Here is a 22,310-nt window from a genome sequence, read left to right as displayed (position 1 = left end):
GGCTCCCTGGGGTTTCAACGATATGGCCGATTATAAGACGCGATGCCGGCGGGCGGCGCTCATCCCAGGTGCACTTTTTCCAGCAGATAGTCGAGCATCACGCGCACCCTGGCCGGCACTTGCAGGCCCGGTCCCACGAAGACGGCGTGCACGAGTTCCTTGTCGCCCGGATTGTAGTCCTGCAGCACGGGTATGAGTCGGCCTTGCTCGATGTCGCGCTGCACGTGCTGGCGCGAAAAGCGCCCCAGCCCCATGCCCGCCAGCACCAGCTGGCGCATGCTTTCGCCATCGCTGACGCAGGTATTGCCCTGCGGCGCCACGTGCAATGTACCGCCGCTGTCCTTGTCGAGGAAGGGCCAGGTTTCGTTCTGGCAGCGGAAGTTGAAGGCCAATAAATTGTGTTCGGATAACTCCTGCGGCGTGCGCGGCAAGCCGCGGCCCGCCGCATAAGCTGGCGACGCCACCACCACCATCGCGTCTTCGCCGAGTTTACGCGCCACCAGGTTCGATTCCTTCAGCTTGCCCGTGCGGATGGCGATGTCGGTGCGGTCTTCCAGCAGGTCGACGATGGCGTCGCTGACGACGACGTCAAGCACGATGTCGGGATAGCGCTGCGCGAACTCGGGCAGGATGGGCAGCAGATGGCGCACGCCGAACGGCACGAAGCAGTTGATGCGCAGGCGTCCGCGCGGCGCCGCGCCCTGCGATGCTTCGCGCTCGGCGCCATCGATATCGTCGAGGATGCGCTTGCACTGCACGAAGAAGGCGTCGCCCTCGGGCGTGGTGTGCAGCTGGCGCGTGCTGCGCTGGAGCAGGCGGGCGCCCAGCCGTGCTTCCAGGCGGTTGACGAGCTTGCTGACGGCCGACGGCGTCAGGGCCAGGCGGCGCGCGGCGGCGGAAAAGGCGCCCGTTTCCACCACGGCCACGAACACGGCCATCTCGAACGCGCGGTTGATGTCTTGCCTGGCCATTATTGAATCCATTTCACAGGTGTTTCCATTATAAGAGTCTATATCAAAAGTATTTATCTCGATACACTGGCCCGCTTGAACCATTTGTTGGAGCCATCATGACCACCGCAGCCCCTGTTTCCCCTTCAGCCAGCAGCATGCCGCCCGGCGTGCTGGCGCTGGCCGTCGGCGCCTTCGCCATCGGCGTGACCGAATTCATCGTCGTGGGCATCCTGCCCGCCATCGCGAAGGATTTGCAGATTTCCATCGAATCGGCCGGCTCGCTGGTCAGCCTGTACGCGCTGGCGCTGGCCATCGGCACGCCGCTGCTGGTGCTGCTGATGTCGCGCCTGCCGCGCAAGGCGGCCTTGCTGGGGCTGATGAGCGTATTCCTGGCCGGCAATCTGCTGGCCGCCTTTTCCCACACGTTCGAACTGCTGCTGGTGGGACGGGTCATCACGGCGGTGGCGCACGGCACCTTCTTTGCCATCGGCGCCACCGTGGCGGCCAGCCTGGTGCCCAAGGCGCAGGCGGGCAGGGCGATTTCCGTGATGTTCGCGGGACTGACGCTGGCCATGGTGATCGGCGTGCCCTTCGGCAGTTTCCTCGGCAACCTGATGGGCTGGCGCTTGCCCTTCTTTGCCGTGGTAATCCTGGCCGCCGTGGGCCTGGCCGCCATGGCGCGCTGGCTGCCGGCCGGTTTAGCGCAAGGCAAGGGCGGCAAGGCCATGACGCAGCTGGCGGCCCTCGGCAGCGGCCCCATCCTGACGATGATGGCCGTGACCACGTTCGGCTTCGGCAGCAGCTTTGCCGCGTTTACTTTCATCACGCCCATCTTGACGGACGTGACGGGCTTTTCCGCCACCATGGCCAGCGCCTTGCTGATCGTATTCGGCATCGCCACCTTTGCCGGCAACCTGGCGGGCGGCTACCTGACCAGCCACCTGGGCTGGCAAAAGGCGCTGCGATTGATGCTGCTGTTGCTGGCCGCCACGCAAGTGGGCGTGGCCTTGAGCATCAGCTCGCCATGGATGATGACGGTGATGCTGTTCGTCTGGGGCGTGTTCGCCTTCGGCCTGTCGCCTGCCTTGCAGGCCGGCATGCTGGCCACGGCCGAGCGCTACACGCCGCAAGCCGTCGATTTTGCCTCGGGCCTGAACATTTCCGCGTTTAATCTCGGCATTTCCTTCGGTTCCATGCTGGGGGCGCTGATGGTGTCGCGCCAGCTGATGGCGTCTTCGCCGTGGGCCGGTGTGGCCGCCGCCTTGCTGGCCTTGCTGCCGCTGGCGTGGCTGGCACGCAAGAACCTGGCCGCCCACGTGGCTGGGGCGGCCGTGCATTAAGGATAGGGAGGACTCAGGTATGCACGGCGGCGGCCGGCGCCCGTCTCTGGCGCTGCGCCATGTAGGAGCTGCCCATGGACGCGGCCATGATCATGGCGATGGCCAGCCATTGCGCCGCGTCCAGGCGTTCATCGAGCAGGATGAAGGCCAGCATGGCGGCCACGGCCGGTTCCATGCTGCTCATGATGCCGAACGCTTGCGGCGTCAGCCGTTTCAGGGCCACCATTTCCAGCGAGATCGGTATCGCGCTGGAAATGAGCGCTACGCCCAGGCCGATGCCCAGCACGACGGGCGAGAGCAGGGCGGCGCCGCTGTGCATCACGCCCACGGGCACCACCACCAGCGCGGCCATGGTCAGGCCCAGGGATACCGAATGGCCCGCATGCAAATGGCTGGCGCGCTTGCCGAAGACGATGTACGAGGCCCAGCAGACGGCCGCGCCCAGAGCGAACAGCACGCCCGTGGGATCGAGATTGCTGATGTCGTGGCCGAGCGGCAACAGCAGCGCCAGTCCCGCCACGGCCAGGGCCACCCAGACGAAGTCGAGCGGGCGGCGCGAGGCCAGCAGGGCCACGGCCAGCGGCCCGGAAAACTCGATGGCCACGGCGATGCCGAACGGGATCGTGCGCAAGGCCATGTAGAAGCACAGGTTGGTCAAGCCCAGCGCCGCGCCGTACAGGGCCACCGTGCGCAGGTCGGCGCGGCTCAGCTGCCAGCGCCACGGGCGCCAGAACAGCAACAGCAGCAAGGCGGAAAAGCCCACGCGCACGGCCGTCGTGCCTTGCGCGCCGACCAGCGGGAACAGGCTGTGCTTGGCCCATGAGGTGCCCAGCCCCAGCGCGGTGACGGAGCCGAGGATGGCGAGCAGGGGAATGAACGAGGAATAGCGGCGTAATGGCATGGGAATAAATGGCTTGATATCGAAGTAATGAAAGTTTATTGTGTCTGCTCCGATATTTGCACTGCATTTTTCCCTCCATGACGCAACTTTCGCTCACGCCTTCGCCCGCCCTCGATGCCTTCGACCTGGCCATCCTCGACATCTTGCAGCGTGATAACACGACCTCGCAGCGCGAAATCGCCCAGGCCGTGCATTTGTCCGCGCCGGCCGTACAGCGGCGCATCCGCCGCCTGCGCGAGAGCGGGGTGATCCGCAAGGAGGTGGCCGTGCTCGACGCGAGCCGCCTGGGCCGCCCCTTGACCCTGACGGTGGAAGTGCATCTGCACGACGAGCACCCGCAGCGCACGGCCGGCATGCGCGCGCGCATCATGGCCGAACCTGCCATCCAGCAATGCTATGGGATTACCGGCGAGGCCGATTACCTGCTGGTCATCACGGCCAGCAGCATGGCCGAGTACGAGGCGCTGACGGAACGCCTGTTCGGCGGCGACGACAATATCCGGCGCTACCGCACCTCCGTGGCATTGACCTGCCTCAAGATGGGCTTGCACGTGCCGCTGGGATAGAGCGATGAGTACCTCCGACAGCATGCCAACCTCCGTGACGGCGGCCATGCCCGCCAGCCTGCGCACCGCCGTTGCCGGCTATCAATGGACGCGCGACAGCATCGGCGCGTCGGATGCCGCCGTCTACCGCCTGCAGGGCAGGGATGGCGCGCCGGACCTGTACCTGAAGCACGGCAGGGGGCCTGCCGCCGCCGACCTGGCCGATGAAGCGGCGCGCCTGCGCTGGCTGGCGCCGCACCTGCCCGTGCCGGTCGTGGTCCAGTTCGGCCAGGCGGCGGACCGGCAGCAGGCATGGCTGCTGATGACGGCGCTGCCAGGCACAACGGCGTCTGCGGTGCTGGAAGCGAACCCCGCGCTAAGGTCCACCGTGGTCGACGCGCTGGCGGCCTTCCTGCGCCGCCTGCATGCGCTGCCGGTGGCCGGCTGTCCGTTCGACGCCGGCCCTGCCGTCCGGCTGGCCCAGGCGCGCCAGCGCATCGATGCGGGCCTGGTCGACACCGATGATTTCGATGCTGAACGGAAAGGCTGGACGGCGCAGCAGGTGTGGGCGGCGCTACAGGATTGCCAGCCCGTCGCGCCCGACTTTGTCGTCACGCATGGCGATTTTTCGCTGGAAAATATCCTCATGCACGAAGGAAAGGTTGCCGGCTGCCTCGACGTGGGACGGGCGGGCGTTGCCGACCGTTATCAGGACCTGGCCATCGCCTGGCGTGCTCTCGGTGAGTTGGACGCCGCGCTACAGCAAAGGTTTGCTGAGCAATATGGGCTCCTTGATATCGATCAAGGCAAGCTGCAATTTCACTTGCTGCTCGACGAGCTGTTTTGAAGGCTGCCAGCCATCAAGGCTCTTCGCGCTCCGCATCGCGTTCGCGGCAGCTCAAGGACGCGTAATGACCTTGGGGCAGCCGGGCCTGGATGGCAACCTCGCTCAGTGCTTGCCGGATATCGACGGGGTCGCGCAAGGTGCAGCGCTGGGCGATGGCGAACGCTTGCAGCTTCTGTGTGCTGCCCTGCACCTTGAGCGTCACGCCCGCCCCGGGGCTGACGCAGCAGCCGATGTATTGCGTGATGTATTCTTCCTCGATCAGCACCAGTTCATGCCCCATGAAGCTGGCCGGCTTCTTGAGCAGGTAGTAATCGGTGTAGTCGAAGCGCTGGTCGGGGCGCTTGCCGACGTAGCCTTCGCGCGCGTACGCGGCGATGGCCTTGCCGGAGGTACCTGTTCTTTCCGTCGTACCCTTTTTCAGGTGCAGCGCATGGAGCAAACCCGTCTCCAGGCCGGGATCAGCGGCGGCCACGGCGCTGGCGCAGCTAAGGGCGAGCAGAAGCGCGCCGAGCAGGCGGCGGGTGCGGCATGCAGACATGGAGGTGATTGCTTGCATCTATTTCACGCGTGAGGGGAGAAGAGGCGCAGTGTAGCGCACGCGAGCCTGTGCGCATGGCACAATGTGTGATCCGCACGCCCCGTGCCACTGACCCCAGGACTTTCATGACCCGCGCCATCCTCGACGAAGCCCAGATCCATCCCGCCGCCCGCCCCTTGATCGGCAGCAAGCACCAGGACATCGTGCACGAGGTGCGGGCGGCCATCGCCGCGCATCAGGTCGTGGTGGTCGGCATGGCGCTCAATCCGTTTCCGCGCAAGGCGCGCAAGATCCTCGACGTGCTGGGCACGCCCTACCAGTACCTGCAATACGGCAGTTATCTGAACCAGTGGCACCGCCGCAATGCCTTGAAAATGTGGACGGGCTGGCCCACGTTTCCCATGGTTTTCGTCAATGGAGTGCTCATCGGCGGCGCCAGCGAGCTGCAAAAGCTCGTGGAAAATGGCGAGTTCAGCGCCATGCTCGCGAAGAAGCTGCGCGCGATTTAAGCTCCGTCCTATTCGCCCGGCCGCCACGGCGACTTGCGCGTGCGCAAGGGGTCGAGCAAGCTGCGTAAATCGTTGTGGTCGAGCTCATACATGAGAGCAATTAAACTGCCCAGTTCGCCCGAGGGGAAGCCCTCGCGCGCGAACCAGCCCAGATAGTGTCCCGGCAAGTCGGCCAGCAGCCTTCCCTGATATTTCCCGTATGGCATTTCGCGCGTGACCAGCAGCGCCAGTTTTTCTGAATTCATGGTGGTGACCCCGTGTTGATGCGGCCAGTGTAGCAGACCATTACATTGTTGAGTTGAGCGCAATTATCTTCTGCCCGATCAGGTATTTTTCGGAATAAAGAAAACCCCGATACTGCATGTCAACATCATTTATCGGAGTTTGTCATGCCCATTGCCTTGCTCGCGCTGACCCTCAGCGCGTTTGCCATCGGAACCACCGAGTTTGTCATCGTAGGGCTGTTGCCCACCATCGCCGCCGACCTGGGCGTCAACCTGCCGTCGGCCGGCCTGCTGGTCAGCCTGTATGCGCTGGGCGTCGCCGTCGGCGCGCCCGTGCTGACCGCCCTGACGGGCAAGATCCCGCGCAAAACCCTGTTGCTGTCGTTGATGGTCTTGTTCACCCTGGGCAATTTGCTGGCGTGGAAATCACCGGGCTATGCAACCCTCGTCGTCGCCCGCATCCTGACGGGGCTGGCGCATGGCGTGTTCTTTTCCATCGGCTCGACCATCGCCACATCATTGGTGCCCAAGGACAAGGCGGCCAGCGCGATCGCCATCATGTTTACGGGCTTGACCGTGGCCCTGGTGACGGGCGTGCCGCTGGGCACCTTCATCGGCCAGCACTTCGGCTGGCGCGAAACCTTCCTCGCCGTCTCGGCCCTGGGTCTGGTGGCGTTCATCGGCAGCCTGCTGTACGTGCCGTCGACCATCAAGCACAGCAAGCCCGCCTCGCTGCTGCAGCAAGTGCGGGTGCTGGGCCAGCCCCGGCTGCTGCTGGTGTACGCCATGACGGCCGTCGGCTATGGCGGCTCCTTCATCGCCTTTACCTATCTGGCGCCGATCTTGCAGCAAGTGTCGGGTTTCAGCGCCGGCGCCGTGGGCGCGGTGATGCTCGTGTATGGCGTGTCCGTGGCGTTCGGCAATATCTGGGGTGGCAAGCTGGCCGACAGGAAGGGGCCCGTCAGCGCCCTGAAACGGATCTTCCTGCTGCTGGCAGCCGTCCTGCTGTTGTTGACCTTTACGGCGCCGCATCCCGTGCTCGTCGTCATCACCGTGCTGCTGTGGGGCGCCGTGGCTTTCGGTAACGTGGCCGGTCTGCAAGTGTATGTCGTGCAGCAAGCGGAACACTTCACGCCGCGCGCCGTCGACGTCGCTTCCGGCTTGAATATCGCCGCTTTTAATCTTGGCATCGCCGGCGGCGCCTGGGGCGGCGGCCTGATCGTGGAACACCTGGGCCTCGTGCACACGGGCTGGATCGGCGGCATTGTCGTGCTGGGCGCCTTTGGCTTGACGGCCTTGAGCGGCCGGATGGACCGTTTGAATCCCATCCCCGTGCGTGCGGGCGGCGAAAAGTCGATGCATGCGGTGGGGCATTAGTCTACAGGCAAGTCGCTGGCATGCGCGAGAGCAGGGTTTACAATAGCGCTTACCTTTATCTCGCCCATACTCCCCATGTCCGATACCGCAATGTCACCGCTGCGCCTGCGCGCCGCCATCAACCCGAAACCGCTGGGCGTCGCCCTGTTGCTCATCGTGCTCGGCGCCTGGTACCTGGCGCTGACGGTGGGCGCCACCCAGTCCGCGCTGTACGTGGTGGGCGCCTTGCTCGGCATCACCCTGTATCACGCGGCGTTCGGTTTCACATCCGCCTGGCGCGTCTTCATCGCCGACGGCCGCGGCGACGGCTTGCGCGCGCAAATGCTGATGCTGGCCGTGGGCGTGGCGCTGTTCTTCCCCGCGTTGTCGGCGGGCACGCTGTTCGGCACGCCCGTCGCGGGCCTGGTGTCGCCCGCCGGCACTTCCGTCATCTTCGGCGCCTTCATCTTCGGCATCGGCATGCAGCTGGGCGGCGGCTGCGCTTCCGGCACGCTGTACACGGTGGGCGGGGGCAGCACGCGCATGCTCATCACGCTGGCCGCCTTCATCGTCGGCTCCGTGATCGGCACGGCGCACATGCCGTTCTGGACGGCATTGCCGCAATTGAAACCCATTTCCCTCGTCACAAGCCTGGGCCTGGTACCCGCGCTGGCGCTGAACTGGCTCGTCTTCGCGCTGATCGCCGGCATCACGGTGCTGGTGGAAAAGCGCCGCCATGGCAAGCTCGTCGCGACGCCCCTGCGCCCGTCGCAGGCGTCGCCGTGGCTGCACGGCCCCTGGCCGCTGGTGGCGGGCGCCATCGCGCTCGTCGTGCTCAATTTCATCACCCTGGCGCTGTCGGGCCGGCCGTGGGGCGTGACGTCCGCGTTCGCCCTGTGGGGCGCGAAAGCGGCGTCCGCGGTCGGCATCGACACGGCCAGCTGGGCCTACTGGTCGACCAAGGCCAACGCGGCCGCGCTGGCCGCGCCGCTGACGCAGGACAAGACTTCCGTGATGGACATCGGCATCGTGCTGGGCGCCATGCTGGCGGCGGCCCTGGCCGGACGCTACGCGCCCGTGTGGCGCATCCCACGCCGTTCGATCATCGCCGCCGTCGTCGGCGGCTTGCTGCTCGGCTACGGCGCGCGCCTGGCCTACGGCTGCAATATCGGCGCGTATTTCAGCGGCATCGTCTCGGGTAGCCTGCACGGCTGGCTGTGGCTGGTCTGCGCTTTTCTGGGCAACGTCATCGGCACGCGTTTGCGCCCGTGGTTTGGCCTGGAAGTGGAGAAAGTCAAACCGACTGGCTGCTGAGGCCGGCATAAACAGGGGCTTTGCTGTATATTTCGGCCCCTGTTCCCCTTGCCGCCAGCGTATCGCCCATGTCCCCCCTCATCCTGTTTGCCGTCGTCCTCGCGTATTTCCTGATCCTGCTGGGCGTGGCATGGCGCACCTCGCGCCACGCCACCAATGACAGTTTTTTCATCGGCAACAAGGACAGCAACTGGATGCTGGTGGCCTTCGGCATGGTCGGCACCACGCTCACGGGCGTGACCTTCATCAGCGTGCCGGGCGCCGTGGGCAGCAACGGCTTCGGCTATATCCAGCTGATGATCGGCTATGTGCTCGGCTACCTGGCCATCACCTTCATCTTGCTGCCGCTGTACTACCGGCTGCAGCTGACCTCCATCTACCGCTACCTGGAAGTGCGCCTGGGCCGGCGCTCCTACCAGAGCGGGGCGGCGTTTTTCATCGTCTCGCGGCTGCTGGGCGCCACGGCGCGGCTGTATCTGGTGGTCAATATCCTGCAGGCCACCATACTCGACAGCCTGGGCGTGCCGTTCTGGCTGACGTCCTGCGTCGTGCTGCTGCTGATCCTGCTCTACACCTACGAGGGCGGCGTGAAGACCATCGTCTGGACCGATACCCTGCAAACGGCGTGCATGCTGGCGGGCCTCGTCATCTGCAGCGTGTTTTTGCTGCGCGCGATGGACCTGTCCCTCGTCGACAGCCTGGAGCGCATGCGCGCGCAAGGCCTCACGCGCATCTTCAACGTCGACCCGGACAGCCCCGCCTATGTGTGGAAGCACATTCTCGCCGGCATGTTCATCACGATTGCCATGACGGGCATGGATCAGGAAATGATGCAAAAGAACATTTCCGTGCGCACCTTGCGCGACTCGCAAAAGAACATGCTCAGCCTGACCGTGGTGCTGACCGGTGTGCTGCTGCTGTTCCTCTTCCTCGGCGGCTTGCTGCACCTGTATGCGCCGCTGGCCGGCGTGACGGCCACGGGCGACAAATTGTTCCCCGCCGTCGTGCTGGGGCACTTCCCCGCCGTGGTGCAGCTGATCTTCTTCATCGCCCTCGTTTCCGCCCTGTTTCCCAGCGTGGACGGGGCGCTCACTGCCTTGACGTCCACCTTCTGCATCGACATCCTGGGCGTGCAGCGCAGGCCGGACTTGAGCGCGGCCGCGCAGATGCGCTGGCGCCGCCGTGTCCACCTGGGTTTTGCGGCCCTGTTCCTGGTGCTGATCATGGCCTTCAAGTGGTTTGACGATCCCAGCATGATAGGCGTGATCCTGAAGCTGGCCAGCTATACCTATGGTCCGCTGCTGGGCCTGTTCGCCTTCGGCCTGCTGAGCCGGCGCGGCGTGCGCGACCGCTGGGTGCCGCTGGTGGCCGTGGCGGGGCCGCTGCTGTGCGCGCTGATCGAAGGGGAGCAGGCGCGGCTGTTCGAGCATTACCGCATCGGCCTGGAACTGCTGATCCTGAACGGCGCCCTGGTGCTGGCTGGCCTGTTCCTCATTTCCACGCCGCCAGGGCAGGGCGGCCAGGACGCGCAATACTTGTCAAAATAAGACGAATCCCAAGGCGATCGCGGCCATTTTCAGCTATATTGATTTCCTTTAGGTACATAACCTCACGGAGCATCGATGTCACTCAACCCCTTCCCGCCGCTGCGCCGCGGCTTTGGCGCATTCTGGCGCGCGCTGGACGCCACCCGCCGCGCGGTCATCAACCTGATTTTCCTGCTGATCGTTATCGCCATCCTGATCGCCATCTTTGGCGGCGGCGCCAAGCCCCTGGCGGACAAGACCACCCTGGTACTCGACTTGCAAGGCCCGCTGGTCGAGGAAACCCCGGGCGGCGTGCGCGAGGCGGTGCTGGCCAATGTCAGCGGCGAAGTCAAGAAAAGCGTGCAGTTGCGCGACGTGCTGGCGGTGCTCGACACGGCCGGCAAGGACAAGAACATCGGTTCCATGGTGATCCTGCTCGACGAATTGCAGGGCGGCGGCCTGGCGTCGCTGCGCGAAGTGGCGGCCGGCGTGGAGCGTTTCCGCGCCACGGGCAAGAAAGTCACGGCCTGGGGTTCGAGCTACAACCAGCGCCAGTACCTGGTGGCGGCCAAGGCCGACGAAGTGTTCCTGCACCCGATGGGCGGCGTCATGCTGGAAGGCTTTGGCCGCTACCGCAATTACTACCGCGACGCGCTCGACAAGGTGGGCGTGACGGTCAACCTGCTGAAGGTAGGCACGTATAAAAGCGCGGCCGAGCCTTTCATCGCCAACGGCCCGTCCGAAGCGGCGGCCGAAGCGGACCGCTACCTGAACAACGGCCTGTGGACCACCTACACGGCGGACGTGGAAAAGGCGCGCAAGCTGCCGGCCGGCGCCATCATGCAAACGATCGATAACCTGCCCGCGCTGATGACGGCTGCGGGCGGCGACATTGCCAAGCTGTCGCTCAATGGAAAACTGGTCGACGGCCTGAAAACGCGCGATGAACTGCGCCAGTTCATGATGGCGCGCGGCGCCAAGAACACGGAAGGCACGAACTTCCGCCAGGTGAACTACACCGATTACCTGGCGCGTTTGCGCCCCGTGCACATCGGCGACGCCGTCGGCGTGGTCATCGCCTCGGGTGAAATCGGCGACGGCATCGCGCCACCGGGCGCCATCGGCGGCCTGTCCACCTCGCGCCTGATCCGCCAGGCGCGCGAAGACAAGTCGATCAAGGCCATCGTGCTGCGCGTCGATTCGCCGGGCGGCAGCGCCTTCGGCTCGGAACTGATCCGCCGCGAACTGGAACTGACGCGCGCCGCCGGCAAGCCGGTGGTCGTCTCGATGGGCAACGTGGCCGCTTCCGGTGGCTACTGGATCAGCACCTCGTCCGATGAAGTGATCGCCGACGCGGCCACCATCACCGGCTCCATCGGCGTGTTTGCGATCCTGCCGACGGCCGACAAGGTGGTGGAAAAGCTGGGCATCCACACGGCCGGCTCGCCCACCACCTGGCTGGCCGACGCGGGCAACCCCTTGCGTCCGCTCGATCCCCGCTTCGCCGAAGTGATCCAGGGTTCGATCAACCACGTGTATGGCGACTTCCTGAACCTGGCCGCCAAGGCGCGCAAGACGACGCCGGAAAAGATCGATGCAGTGGCGCAGGGCCGCGTCTGGACGGGCTTGCAGGCGAAAGAGCGCAACCTGGTCGACCGCATCGGCAGCTATGGCGATGCGCTGGCCTCGGCCGCCAAGCGCGCCAATCTGGGCACCGACTACCGCGTGACCTACCTGGAGCAGGAAACGTCGAACGTGGACCGTTTGATCGGCATGTTCGGCTCCAAGGCCATGGCCTCGCTGGGGCTGGGCGAGCACGTGAAACTGGGCCTGGCCGGCACGGGCTTGCCAGCCGATGCGGCGCTGGGCATGGCGCAGGACCTCTCCTGGCTGTCGGGTATCACGCGCGAGCACAAGCCGTTCATGGCCCTCACGCACTGCCTGTGCGAGGTGCCTTTGGGCGGCAAGTAAGGTCAGGCCTTACACAGCGATATGACACCCCAAGCCGGCTTTGCCCGGCTTGTTTTCCTTGAGGAGAGGACTATGGCAAGCGACATGAACGGCGATACGGATAGTGCGATCGCCATCCGACCTTGCGTGAAAGGCGATGAACAGGCGCTGGCGCTGGTGGGACAGGCTACTTTTCTTGAAGCGTTCGCCGGCATCCTCGATGGCGCCGACGTCATCGCCCATTGCCAGCGCCAGCACGACGCGCAGCTGTACCGCGACTGGCTGGCGCTGCCGGCCATGCGCCTGTGGCTGGCCGAGGCCACGCCCGGCGGCGCGCCCGTGGGCTACCTGGTGCTCAGTCCCGCCAGCCTGCCGGTGGCGGACCCCCGCCCGGACGACGTGGAAATCAAGCGCATCTACTTGCTGCACCGCTTCCAGGGCCGGCGCGTGGGCCAGCGCCTGATGCAGGCGGCGCTGAGCCAGGCGCGCGCCGGCGGGGCGGGGCGCGTGCTGCTGGGCGTGTACGCGGAAAACCACGACGCGCTGGCGTTCTATGCGCGCTGCGGTTTTGCGCAGCTGGGCCGGCGCACCTTCCGCGTGGGCCGTACCGACTACCAGGATGTCATCCTCGGCATGACCTTGTAAAACCAGGTAAAGAATCGCCCCGTCTGTGAGCACTTGAGCCCCACGCGGCGCCAGGTCAAGCCGGCTGGCGGGAGATTTGTAGCGAGTTTGTATCTGCATGCGAGTCGCCCGCGTCACGTGCTCGCCGTGGCGCGGCGCCCCGCAAGCCTGATTTTTTCACTATTCCCCCGCAGTGGCGGCCGGCCTGCCGGCCCGTCTGCTCCTCCCATGCCTGCCTGGCTGTGTGTAATTGTTTCAAGTAGAAATGAAACAGTTACATGACTATGCTAGAGTCGTTTCACGCTAGGGAGCGATGTTTTTTCAGCTGACTTTCAGCTCTTGACTCCCCCGGCTATGTACCGAAACAACCCCGAAAAACGGTCGTCCGGCCTGAGTGTGTCCCACCTCGGCCGGCGCCACAGACTCGCCGTGCCAGCGGCCACTACAAGGATAAGCGATGGATTCGCAGACAGCACCCCATACCCCGCGGCGCAGCCGCCGTTCGAAAATCGTCGGTAGCGTCATCGCGCTGGCAGTGATGGGCGCGCTGGGCGGCGGTGCCTGGTACCTGACCCATTCCGGCGCCAGCGCCCAGGGCGGCCCCGGCGCTGGCGGCCCCGGTGGCCCGGGCGGGCCTGGCGGACGCCGCGGCGCGCCCTCGACCACCGTGGGCGTGGCCACGGCCGTGAAGTCCGACCTGCCCGTGGTGCTCGATGCGCTGGGCACGGTGACGGCCGCATCCACGGTGACGGTGCGTCCGCAAGTGTCGGGCATCTTGAAGGAGCTGAAATTCAAGGAAGGCGGCATGGTCAAGGCGGGCCAGGTGGTGGCGCAGATCGACCCGGCGCAGTTCGAGATGGCGTTGATGCAGGCCACGGGCCAGCGCCAGCGCGACGAGGCGCAGCTGGAAAACGCGCGCCTGACCCTGAAGCGCTATCAAACCCTGCTGGGCCAGGATTCCATCGCGCGCCAGGACGTCGACACGCAGGCCGCATTGGTAAAACAGTTGGAAGGCACCGTCATGACGGACCGCGCCGCCGAAGGCACGGCCAGGCTGAACCTGGGCTACACCAGGGTGGTCTCGCCGATCAGCGGCCGCGCGGGCCTGAAGGTGGTCGATATCGGCAACCTGGTGAGCACCAGCGACGCGGGCGGCGTGGTGGTGGTGACGCAGTTGTCGCCCATCGACGTGGAATTCTCCGTGCCACAGGATAAGGTGCAGACCATCCAGGAGCGCCTGAATGGCGGTTCGGCCCTGGCGGCGCTGGCGCTGGACCGCACGCGCACGCATACCCTGGACAAGGGCAGCCTGACGGCGCTCGACAACCAGGTCGACGTGCAGACGGGCACCGTGCGCGCCAAGGCCCGCTACACGAACGACAAGATGGCCCTGTTCCCCAGCCAGTTCGTCAACGTGCGGCTGGAACTGGGCAACATCACGGGCGCCGTGCTGGTGCCCGTCACGGCCCTGCGTCACAGTAACAACGGCGACTTCGTGTACGTGCTGAAAGCGGACAAGACCGTCACCGTGCGCATGGTCACGCGGGGCCAGGCCACCACCGACATGGTGGAAATCCGCGCCGGCCTGGAAGCGGGAGAACAAGTCATCACGGAAGGCGCCGACCGCCTGAAGGAAGGCGCGAAGGTCATGCTGGCGGGCGACAAGCCGGCCATGGGCGGCGCGGCAGGTGGCGAACGCCGCCACCGTCGCCAGCACGCCGATGGCAGTGGCGGCGCGGCCAGCGCATCGGCCTCCGCATCGGCCAGTGCGCCGGCGACCGCCCCGGCGAAGGGCGCTGCGCAATGAGTCCATCGACGCCGTTCATCCAGCGCCCCGTCGCCACGGCGCTGCTGATGCTGGCCATCGTGCTGGCGGGGCTGGTCGGCTTCAAGTTCCTGCCGCTGGCCGCCTTGCCGCAGGTGGATTTCCCCACCATCCAGGTGCAGACCCTGTACCCGGGTGCCAGTCCGGAAGTCATGGGCCAGACCGTCACGGCGCCGCTGGAGCGCCAGTTCGGGCAGATGTCGGGTCTACAGCGCATGAGTTCCACCAGCGCGGCCGGCGTCTCCCTCATCACCCTGCAATTCACCCTGGGCCAGACCCTGGACGTGGCCGAGCAGGAAGTGCAGGCCGCCATCAACGCGGGCGGCTCGCTGCTGCCGACCGATTTGCCGGCGCCGCCCGTGTACGCGAAGATCAACCCGGCCGACGCGCCCGTGCTAACGCTGGCCATCACGTCGGACACGATGCCGCTGACGCAGGTGCAGAACATCGTCAACACGCGCCTGGCGCTGAAGATCAGCCAGGTCAATGGCGTGGGCCTCGTCTCGCTGTCGGGCGGCCAGCGTCCCGCCGTGCGCATCCAGGGCGACACCAAATTGCTGGCCTCGTACGGCCTGGGCCTCGACAGCCTGCGCACGGCCATCGCGGCGGCCAACGTCAACAGCGCCAAGGGCAGTTTCGACGGTCCCACGCGCTCGTTTACCATCAACGCCAACGACCAGCTGGTGACGGCGGAAGACTACAAGCGCCTGATCATCACCTATAAAAACGGCGCGCCCGTGCGCCTGGCTGACGTGGCCAATGTCGTCGACAGCGCGGAAAACACGCGCCTGGGCGCCTGGTCGGGCAAGCAGCCGGCCATCATCCTGAACGTGCAGCGCCAGCCCGGCGCCAACGTCATCAAGACGGTGGACGCCATCAAGGCCCTGTTGCCCGACCTGCAGGCCAGCCTGCCGGCGGCCATGAAGCTCGACGTGCTGAGCGATCGCACGACGGGCATCCGCGCCTCCGTCGAACACGTGGAAATGGAACTATTATTGTCCGTGCTGCTGGTGGTGCTGGTGATCTTCGCCTTCCTGCACAGCCTGCGCGCCACGGTGATCGCCAGCCTGTCCGTGCCGATTTCGCTGATCGGCGCCTGCGGCGTCATGTATCTGCTCGGCTACAGCCTGAACAATCTGTCGCTGATGGCCTTGACCATCGCCACGGGCTTCGTCGTCGATGACGCCATCGTCATGATCGAAAACATCGCCCGCTACATCGAGGAGGGCGAAACGCCGATGGCCGCCGCCCTGAAAGGCGCGTCGCAGATCGGCTTTACCATCATCTCGCTGACGGTGTCCCTGATCGCCGTGCTGATTCCCCTGCTGTTCATGGGCGACGTGGTGGGCCGGTTGTTCCGCGAATTTGCCATGACCCTGGCCATCACGATCCTGATTTCCGCTGTGGTCTCGCTGACCCTGGTGCCGATGATGTCGGCGCGCTGGCTGAAAAGCCACGCCGATGAAAAAATCAGCGCCACGGGCCAGCGCATCCAGGCTTTCCTCGACAAGGTCATCCATCAGTACGACCTTGCGCTCGTTTGGGTGCTGAAACGCCAGGGACTGACCCTGCTCGTGGCCCTGGCCACCTTGCTGCTGACCGTCGTCCTGTATATCACCATCCCCAAAGGCCTGTTCCCCACGCAGGACACGGGCCAGCTGCAGGCGCGCATCGAAACCTCGCAAGCCGTCTCGTACGCGCGCATGGCCACCTTGCAGCAAGCGGCCGCCAGCGCGCTGCTGGAAGACCCCGCTGTCGATACCTTGAGTTCCCTCGTCGGCGTCGATGCGGCCAACAACACCATGCTGCACACGGGCAGCATGCTGATCAACCTGAAGCGCCCGCGCAGCGGCAGCCAGGACGAGATCATGGAACGCCTGCGCAACCGCGTGGCCCAGGTGGCCGGCGTGACCCTGTATCTGCAGCCGACGCAGGATCTGACCATCGATGCGGAATCGGGGCCGACGCAATACCGCGTCTCGCTCGAAGGGGCCGACACGGCCACCGTCACCGAGTGGGCCGGCAAGCTGGCCGCCCGCATGCGCGAGCAATCGCAGTTGCGCAACGTCGTCACGGATGCGGGCGCCACGGGCGCCGCCGTCACGGTGGCGATCGACCGCGACAGCGCCGCGCGCATGTCGGTGACCACGGCCACCGTCGACGACGCGCTGTACAACGCCTTCGGGCAGCGCATCATCTCGACGATTTTCACGGAAACCAACCAGTACCGCGTGATCCTTGAGGCGCAACCGGGCATCGTCACCACGCCGGCCGACCTGTCGGACCTGCAGGTGCGCACGGGTTCCGGCAAGTCGACGCCGCTGTCCGCCTTTGCCAGCGTCAGCGAAAAACAGGCGCCGCTGCAGATCACGCACGTGGCGCAATACCCGGCCACGACCCTGGGCTTCGATACGACGCAAGGCGTGGCGCTGGGCAGCGCCGTCGACGCCATCCGCCAGGCGGCGAAGGACATCGCCTTGCCGCCATCGGTGACCTTGACCTTCCTCGGTGCGGCCGGCGCGTATGAAAACTCGCTGTCGAACCAGCTGTGGCTCATTCTGGCCGCCGTCGTCTGCGTCTACATCGTGCTGGGCGTGCTGTACGAAAGCTACATCCATCCGCTGACGATCCTGTCGACCCTGCCGTCGGCCGGCGTGGGCGCCTTGCTGGCGCTGATGATCTCGGGCCAGGACCTGGGCGTGATCGGCATCATCGGCATCATCCTCTTGATCGGCATCGTGAAAAAGAACGCCATCATGATGATCGACTTCGCCATCGAGGCCGAGCGCGACGAGGGAAAAAGCCCGCAGGAAGCCATCCACCAGGCGGCGCTGCTGCGTTTCCGTCCTATCCTGATGACGACCCTGGCGGCCCTGTTCGCGGCCGTGCCGCTGATGCTGGGCTGGGGCGAGGGCGCCGAGTTGCGCCGTCCGCTGGGCCTGGCCATCTTCGGCGGCCTGATCGTCAGCCAGGTGCTGACCCTGTTTACCACGCCCGTCATCTACCTGGGCTTCGACCGCCTGGGCCAGCGCTTTGCGGGCAAAGGGAAGAACGCTGTCAGTCTCGATAAACCGGGTGCGGGGAGTGCCGCGTGAACCTGTCCGAACCGTTCGTCAAGCGTCCCATCGCCACCGTGCTGCTGACCATCGGCATCGCGCTGGCGGGCGTCGGCGCCTTCTTCGTGCTGCCCGTCTCGCCGCTGCCGCAGGTCGATTATCCGACCATTTCCGTCAGCGCCAGCCTGCCCGGCGCCAGCCCCGCGACCATGGCCACCTCGGTAGCCACGCCGCTGGAGCGGCGCCTGGGCGTGATCTCGGGCGTAAACGAAATGACGTCGTCGTCGGGCACGGGTTCGGCGCGCATCAACCTGCAGTTCGACCTGAACCGCAAGATCGATTCGGCCGCGCGCGAAGTGCAGGCCGCGATTGCCGCCGCGCGCGTGGACTTGCCGGCCACCTTGCGCAGCAACCCGACCTACCGCAAGGCCAATCCGTCCGACGCGCCCGTGATCATCCTGGCGCTGACGTCGAAAACGCGCACGCCGGGCCAGATCTACGATGCCGTGTCGAACCTGGTGCAGCAAAAGGTGGCGCAAGTGAAGGGCGTGGGCGACGTGGAACTGGGCGGCGGTTCGCTGCCGGCCGTGCGCGTGGAATTGCTGCCGTATCAGCTCAATCACTATGCCGTGTCGATGGAGGACGTGCGCGCCGCCATCCAGGCCAGCAACGCCAACCGGCCCAAGGGGGCGATTTCCGGCGACGAGCGCAGCCTGCAGATCTATTCGGGCGCGGCGACGGCCTCGGGCGGGCGCAGCGCGGCCGACTACCGCAGCCTGGTCGTGGCCTGGCGCGACGGTGCCGCCATCCGCCTCGACGACGTGGCCGAGGTGGTCGACGGCGTGGAGAACAACAACACCCTGGGCCTGTTCAATGGCGACCCGGCCGTCATCGTGCTGATCACGCGCCAGCCGGGCGCCAACGTCATCGCCACCGTCGACGGCGTGCGCGCGCTGCTGCCGCAACTGCAGGCGCAGCTGCCGGGCGACATCAAGCTGCAGGTGGCGTCCGACAGCACCAATTCCATCCGCTCGTCGCTGCACGAGATCGAATTCACCCTGATCCTGTCCATCGTGCTCGTCGTGCTGGTGGTCAGCGCCTTTTTGCGCAGCGTGCGCGCCACCATCATCCCTGCCGTGGCCACCATCGTTTCCCTGCTGGGCACCTTCGGCGTGATGTACATGCTGGGTTTCAGCCTGAACAATCTGTCCCTGATGGCGCTGACGGTGGCCACGGGATTTGTCGTCGATGATGCCATCGTGGTGCTGGAAAACACGCAGCGCCACATCGAGGCGGGCATGGACCGTTTCAAGGCCGCCCTGCTGGGCGCGCGCGAAGTGGGTTTCACGGTGCTGTCGATCAGCCTGTCGCTGGTGGCCGTTTTCATTCCGCTGCTGTTCATGGGCGGGCAGGTGGGACGGCTGTTCCGCGAATTTGCCGTCACCTTGTCAGCCGCCGTGATGATTTCGCTCGTGATCTCGCTCACCACCACGCCGATGATGTGCGCCTGGCTGCTGAAAAGCGGCCAGCAGCATAAAAAGCCGGGCGCTGTCGCGCGCTGGTTCGAACGGGGCTTCGAGCGCATGCTGAAAGTCTACGAGCACTGCCTGGACTGGGCCCTGTCGAGCGCCGCGCTGGTGATGACCATCCTCGTCTTCGTCGTCGGCTTGAACGTCTACCTGTTCGCGGCCGCGCCCAAGGGCTTCTTCCCGCAGCAGGACACGGGCCAGATCAACGGCGGCATGCGCGCCGACCAGAGCATCTCGTTCCAGGCCATGCAGAGTAAATTGCGCCAGCTGGTCGACATCATCAAGGACGATCCGGCCGTCGCCACCGTCGTGGGGTTTACGGGCGGCGGACGGGCAGGGGGCGGCTTCATGTTCATCGACCTGAAACCCGCGTCGCAGCGCACGGACAAGGGGCAAGCCGTGATCGCGCGCCTGCGTCCGCAACTGGCCAAGGTGACGGGCATTTCGCTGTTCCTCAACCCCGTGCAGGATTTGCGCATGGGCGGACGCTCGAGCAATTCCACGTACCAATACACCCTGATCAGCGACAACCAGGCCGACCTGAAGAAATGGGCGGCGAAGCTGGGCGACCAGATGAAACTGCAGCCGGCCCTGATCGACGTCGACACGGACCAGGCGGAAAACGGCGTGGAAACCTTTGTCACCATCGACAAGGACCGCGCCACGCAGCTGGGCGTGCAAGTGAAGGATATCGACAATGCGCTGTACAACAGCTTCGGCCAGCGCCAGGTGGCGACCATCTACGATGAGCTGAACCAGTACCACGTGATCATGGAAGTGGCGCCCCGCTATGCGCAAAGCCCGGAAGCGCTGCGCTCCGTGTATGTGCCGGCGTCGAATGCGGCGGCCGTCGCCGCCACCAGCACGGCGACGGCGACCACCGGCGTTGCCGCGACAGCGTCCAACACGACGGCGGCGCGCGATCCGTCCAGCGGCTCGGCTCTGTCCACCACCCTGGCGCACATGGTGCCGCTGTCGTCGTTCAGCAGCTTTGCGGAAAGCTCGACGGCCACGTCGATCAACCACCAGGGCGGGGAACTGGCGACCACCGTGTCGTTCAACCTGGCCGACGGCTATCCGCTCAGCGACGGGCAGGCTGCCGTGGCCCAGGCGGAGTCGGAAATCGGCATGCCGGTCAACGTGCGCGGCAGTTTCCAGGGTTCGGCGAAGAGCGCGCAGGACAGCAACAAGGAGCAGCCGCTCTTGATCCTGGCGGCCATCGTGGTGATCTACATCGTGCTGGGCATCCTGTACGAAAGCCTGATCCATCCCGTCACCGTGCTGTCGACCTTGCCGTCGGCGGGCGTGGGCGCCGTGCTGGCCTTGCTGCTGTTCCGCATGGAGTTTTCCATCATCGCCCTGATCGGCGTGTTCCTGTTGATCGGTATCGTCAAGAAAAATGCTATATTGATCATCGACTTCGCGCTGGAGGCCGAGCGTTCGCGCGGACTGACAGCCGTGGAAGCGGTGCGCGAGGCATGTCTGCTGCGTTTCCGCCCCATTCTGATGACCACCCTGGCGGCGGCGCTTGGCGCCTTGCCGCTGGCGATCGGTTTCGGCGAGGGGTCAGAGCTACGCCAGCCCTTGGGGGTCGCCATCATCGGCGGCCTGATCGCCAGCCAGTTACTCACATTGCTGACCACCCCGGTGGTCTACATCCTGCTCGACAAGCTGCGCACGCGCAGCGCCGACGAGCAGCAATTGAGCCGCATTCCTGGGCCAGATAACCCGAGCACACAATCATGAAGCAAGTAAAACCTATTTTCTCCGCCGTCCCCGCACGCCGCCTGCTGGCCGTGGCTGCTGCCGTCCTGCTGGCTGGCTGCGCCGTCAGCCCCGCGTATGAAACGCCCACGGCAGCCGCGCCGCAAACGTTCAAGGAGGCGGCCGGCTGGCAGCCTGCCGCGCCGGCCGACACACTGGAGCGGGGGCCGTGGTGGACCCTGTTCGGCGACGCGCAGCTGAACCAGCTGGCCGAAGGCATCGACATATCGAACCAGAACGTGGCGGCCGCCGTCGCGTCGTACGAGCAGGCGCGCGCGCTGGTGCGCGAACAGCGCGCCTCGCTGTTCCCCACGGTGAATCTGACGGGCAGCGGCGCCCGCTCCGGTGGCGGCGGCGAGCAGCAGACGAACAACAACTTCAAGGCCGCCATCGGCGCCTCGTGGGAGCCGGACGTGTGGGGCAAGCTGCGCGCCGGCGTGACGGGGGCCGACGCCAGCGCGGCCGCCAGCGCGGCGGACCTGGCCGCCGCGCGCCTGTCGGCGCAGGGCGAGCTGGCCACCAATTATTTTTCGCTGCGCCAGAGCGATGCGCAGATCGCGCTGCTGAACGCCACCATCGATGGCTACAAGCGCGTGCTGGAGATCACCGGCAACCGTTTTAACTCGGGCATCGCGGCCAAGTCCGACCTGCTGCAGGCGCAGACACAGCTAGCCAATGCGCAGATCGACCTGTCCAGCCAGACGCGCGTGCGCGCCCAGCTGGAACATGCGATCGCCATCCTCTTGGGCCGCGCGCCGTCCGACTTCAGCCTGGCCGTGGCGCCGTGGACCCTGACCGTGCCCGAGGTGCCGCTGGGCGTGCCATCGACCCTGCTGCAGCGCCGTCCCGACATCGCCGCCGCCGAGCGCCGGGTGGCCGTGGCCAACGAGCAGATCGGCATCGCCCGCTCGGCCTACTACCCGAGCCTGAATTTGACGGGATCGTATGGTTCCGGCGCCAGCAAGGTGGGCGACCTGTTCAATGCATCGTCGAGCCTGTGGTCCCTGGGCGTGTCGGCCGCGCAAACCCTGTTCAACGCGGGCGCCACGACGGCCAGCGTGGACGCGGCCAAGGCGGGCCATGAGGCGGCCGTGGCGCGCTACCGCCAGACGGTATTGAGTGCCTTTGGCGCCGTGGAAGACCAGTTGTCGGCCACGCGCGCGCTGGCCGAGCAGCTGGCCTTGCGCCAGCAGGCGTCATCGGCCGCCGACCAGGTCGAACAGCAGATGCTGAACCGCTACAACGCGGGCCAGGTCGGCTACACGGACGTGGTGACGGCGCAGGTGACGGCCCTGTCGGCGCGCCGTTCGCTGGTGCAGGCCCAGGCGGACCGCCAGACGACGGCCGTGGCACTGATCCAGTCGCTGGGCGGCGGCTGGCATGTGCCGCAGGCGCAGTAAGGGGCGGCTTGGCGCAGGGTAAAACCCCTGCGCCAAATTCACGTTTTCCTGCGCATCTTGAGTGCTAGAATGCAAGATTATCAATTCCCAGCCTGACGGTCCCGCCGTG

The 22,310-nt window shown here is 65.8% G+C and carries 17 protein-coding genes; 13 read left to right on the top strand and 4 right to left on the bottom strand.

Annotated features, from left to right (window positions below):
• Positions 1 to 59: 59 nt before the first annotated feature.
• Positions 60 to 971: a LysR family transcriptional regulator gene (locus AC07VH_RS09590; RefSeq protein ID WP_494787326.1), complete on the bottom strand. Its 912-nt coding sequence runs from the start codon at positions 969 to 971 to the stop codon at positions 60 to 62.
• Positions 972 to 1,069: 98 nt separating this feature from the next.
• Between AC07VH_RS09590 and AC07VH_RS09585 the strand changes: the two genes are divergently transcribed.
• The gene (locus AC07VH_RS09585) at positions 1,070 to 2,293 is read left to right on the top strand and encodes an MFS transporter (RefSeq protein ID WP_494787325.1); all 1,224 of its coding nucleotides are present in this window, start codon (positions 1,070 to 1,072) and stop codon (positions 2,291 to 2,293) included.
• 13 nt (positions 2,294 to 2,306) lie between these two features.
• On the opposite strand, the gene AC07VH_RS09580 is transcribed toward AC07VH_RS09585, so the two are convergent.
• Positions 2,307 to 3,194 carry an EamA family transporter gene (locus tag AC07VH_RS09580; protein WP_475415358.1) on the bottom strand — a complete coding sequence of 296 codons (888 nt, stop codon included), beginning with the start codon at positions 3,192 to 3,194 and terminating at the stop codon, positions 2,307 to 2,309.
• 77 nt (positions 3,195 to 3,271) lie between these two features.
• On the opposite strand from AC07VH_RS09580, the gene AC07VH_RS09575 reads away from it, so the two are divergent.
• Entirely contained in the window at positions 3,272 to 3,760 is a 489-nt protein-coding gene (locus AC07VH_RS09575; RefSeq protein WP_494787324.1) for an Lrp/AsnC family transcriptional regulator, read from the top strand.
• Positions 3,761 to 3,764: 4 nt separating this feature from the next.
• Complete coding sequence (locus AC07VH_RS09570) at positions 3,765 to 4,586, top strand: APH(3') family aminoglycoside O-phosphotransferase (RefSeq protein WP_494787323.1); 822 nt, start codon at positions 3,765 to 3,767, stop codon at positions 4,584 to 4,586.
• A 13-nt stretch (positions 4,587 to 4,599) separates the two neighbouring features.
• Here AC07VH_RS09570 and AC07VH_RS09565 read toward each other — a convergent pair whose 3' ends face one another.
• The gene (locus tag AC07VH_RS09565) at positions 4,600 to 5,124 is read right to left on the bottom strand and encodes a hypothetical protein (protein ID WP_494787322.1); all 525 of its coding nucleotides are present in this window, start codon (positions 5,122 to 5,124) and stop codon (positions 4,600 to 4,602) included.
• 125 nt (positions 5,125 to 5,249) lie between these two features.
• On the opposite strand from AC07VH_RS09565, the gene AC07VH_RS09560 reads away from it, so the two are divergent.
• Entirely contained in the window at positions 5,250 to 5,633 is a 384-nt protein-coding gene (locus tag AC07VH_RS09560) for a glutaredoxin domain-containing protein (protein ID WP_494787321.1), read from the top strand.
• 8 nt (positions 5,634 to 5,641) lie between these two features.
• Here the strand turns inward: AC07VH_RS09560 and AC07VH_RS09555 are convergent, their stop codons facing one another.
• On the bottom strand, positions 5,642 to 5,878 hold the full coding sequence (locus AC07VH_RS09555) for a DUF3820 family protein (protein WP_034749909.1): 237 nt from the start codon (positions 5,876 to 5,878) through the stop codon (positions 5,642 to 5,644).
• Between the two features lie 144 nt (positions 5,879 to 6,022).
• Here AC07VH_RS09555 and AC07VH_RS09550 point away from each other — a divergent pair, with 144 nt between their 5' ends.
• From AC07VH_RS09550 to AC07VH_RS09510, 9 genes are all read left to right on the top strand, one after another.
• Entirely contained in the window at positions 6,023 to 7,234 is a 1,212-nt protein-coding gene (locus tag AC07VH_RS09550; RefSeq protein ID WP_494787320.1) for an MFS transporter, read from the top strand.
• A gap of 75 nt (positions 7,235 to 7,309) precedes the next feature.
• Complete coding sequence (locus AC07VH_RS09545; RefSeq protein WP_494787319.1) at positions 7,310 to 8,527, top strand: YeeE/YedE family protein; 1,218 nt, start codon at positions 7,310 to 7,312, stop codon at positions 8,525 to 8,527.
• Positions 8,528 to 8,595: 68 nt separating this feature from the next.
• A complete protein-coding gene (locus tag AC07VH_RS09540; RefSeq protein WP_494787318.1) occupies positions 8,596 to 10,074 on the top strand; it encodes a sodium:solute symporter in 1,479 nt (492 codons plus the stop codon).
• Between the two features lie 75 nt (positions 10,075 to 10,149).
• Positions 10,150 to 12,024, top strand: a complete 1,875-nt coding sequence (gene sppA / locus AC07VH_RS09535; RefSeq protein ID WP_494787317.1) for a signal peptide peptidase SppA — start codon at positions 10,150 to 10,152, stop codon at positions 12,022 to 12,024.
• A gap of 72 nt (positions 12,025 to 12,096) precedes the next feature.
• The gene (locus tag AC07VH_RS09530; RefSeq protein ID WP_494787316.1) at positions 12,097 to 12,648 is read left to right on the top strand and encodes a GNAT family N-acetyltransferase; all 552 of its coding nucleotides are present in this window, start codon (positions 12,097 to 12,099) and stop codon (positions 12,646 to 12,648) included.
• Positions 12,649 to 13,084: 436 nt separating this feature from the next.
• Positions 13,085 to 14,434, top strand: a complete 1,350-nt coding sequence (locus AC07VH_RS09525; RefSeq protein WP_494787315.1) for an efflux RND transporter periplasmic adaptor subunit — start codon at positions 13,085 to 13,087, stop codon at positions 14,432 to 14,434.
• Positions 14,431 to 17,547 carry an efflux RND transporter permease subunit gene (locus tag AC07VH_RS09520; RefSeq protein WP_475415219.1) on the top strand — a complete coding sequence of 1,039 codons (3,117 nt, stop codon included), beginning with the start codon at positions 14,431 to 14,433 and terminating at the stop codon, positions 17,545 to 17,547. Before AC07VH_RS09525 ends, AC07VH_RS09520 begins: the two co-directional genes overlap by 4 nt.
• Positions 17,544 to 20,783 carry an efflux RND transporter permease subunit gene (locus tag AC07VH_RS09515; RefSeq protein ID WP_494787314.1) on the top strand — a complete coding sequence of 1,080 codons (3,240 nt, stop codon included), beginning with the start codon at positions 17,544 to 17,546 and terminating at the stop codon, positions 20,781 to 20,783. Before AC07VH_RS09520 ends, AC07VH_RS09515 begins: the two co-directional genes overlap by 4 nt.
• On the top strand, positions 20,780 to 22,201 hold the full coding sequence (locus AC07VH_RS09510; protein ID WP_494787313.1) for an efflux transporter outer membrane subunit: 1,422 nt from the start codon (positions 20,780 to 20,782) through the stop codon (positions 22,199 to 22,201). The genes AC07VH_RS09515 and AC07VH_RS09510 overlap by 4 nt, the downstream gene beginning before the upstream one ends.
• Positions 22,202 to 22,310 lie beyond the last annotated feature (109 nt).

It is taken from the genome of Janthinobacterium sp. GW821-FHT03C10 (assembly GCF_059420865.1).
Note: the sequence above shows the minus strand (reverse complement) of the source record. Positions and strands in the feature narration are given on the sequence as shown.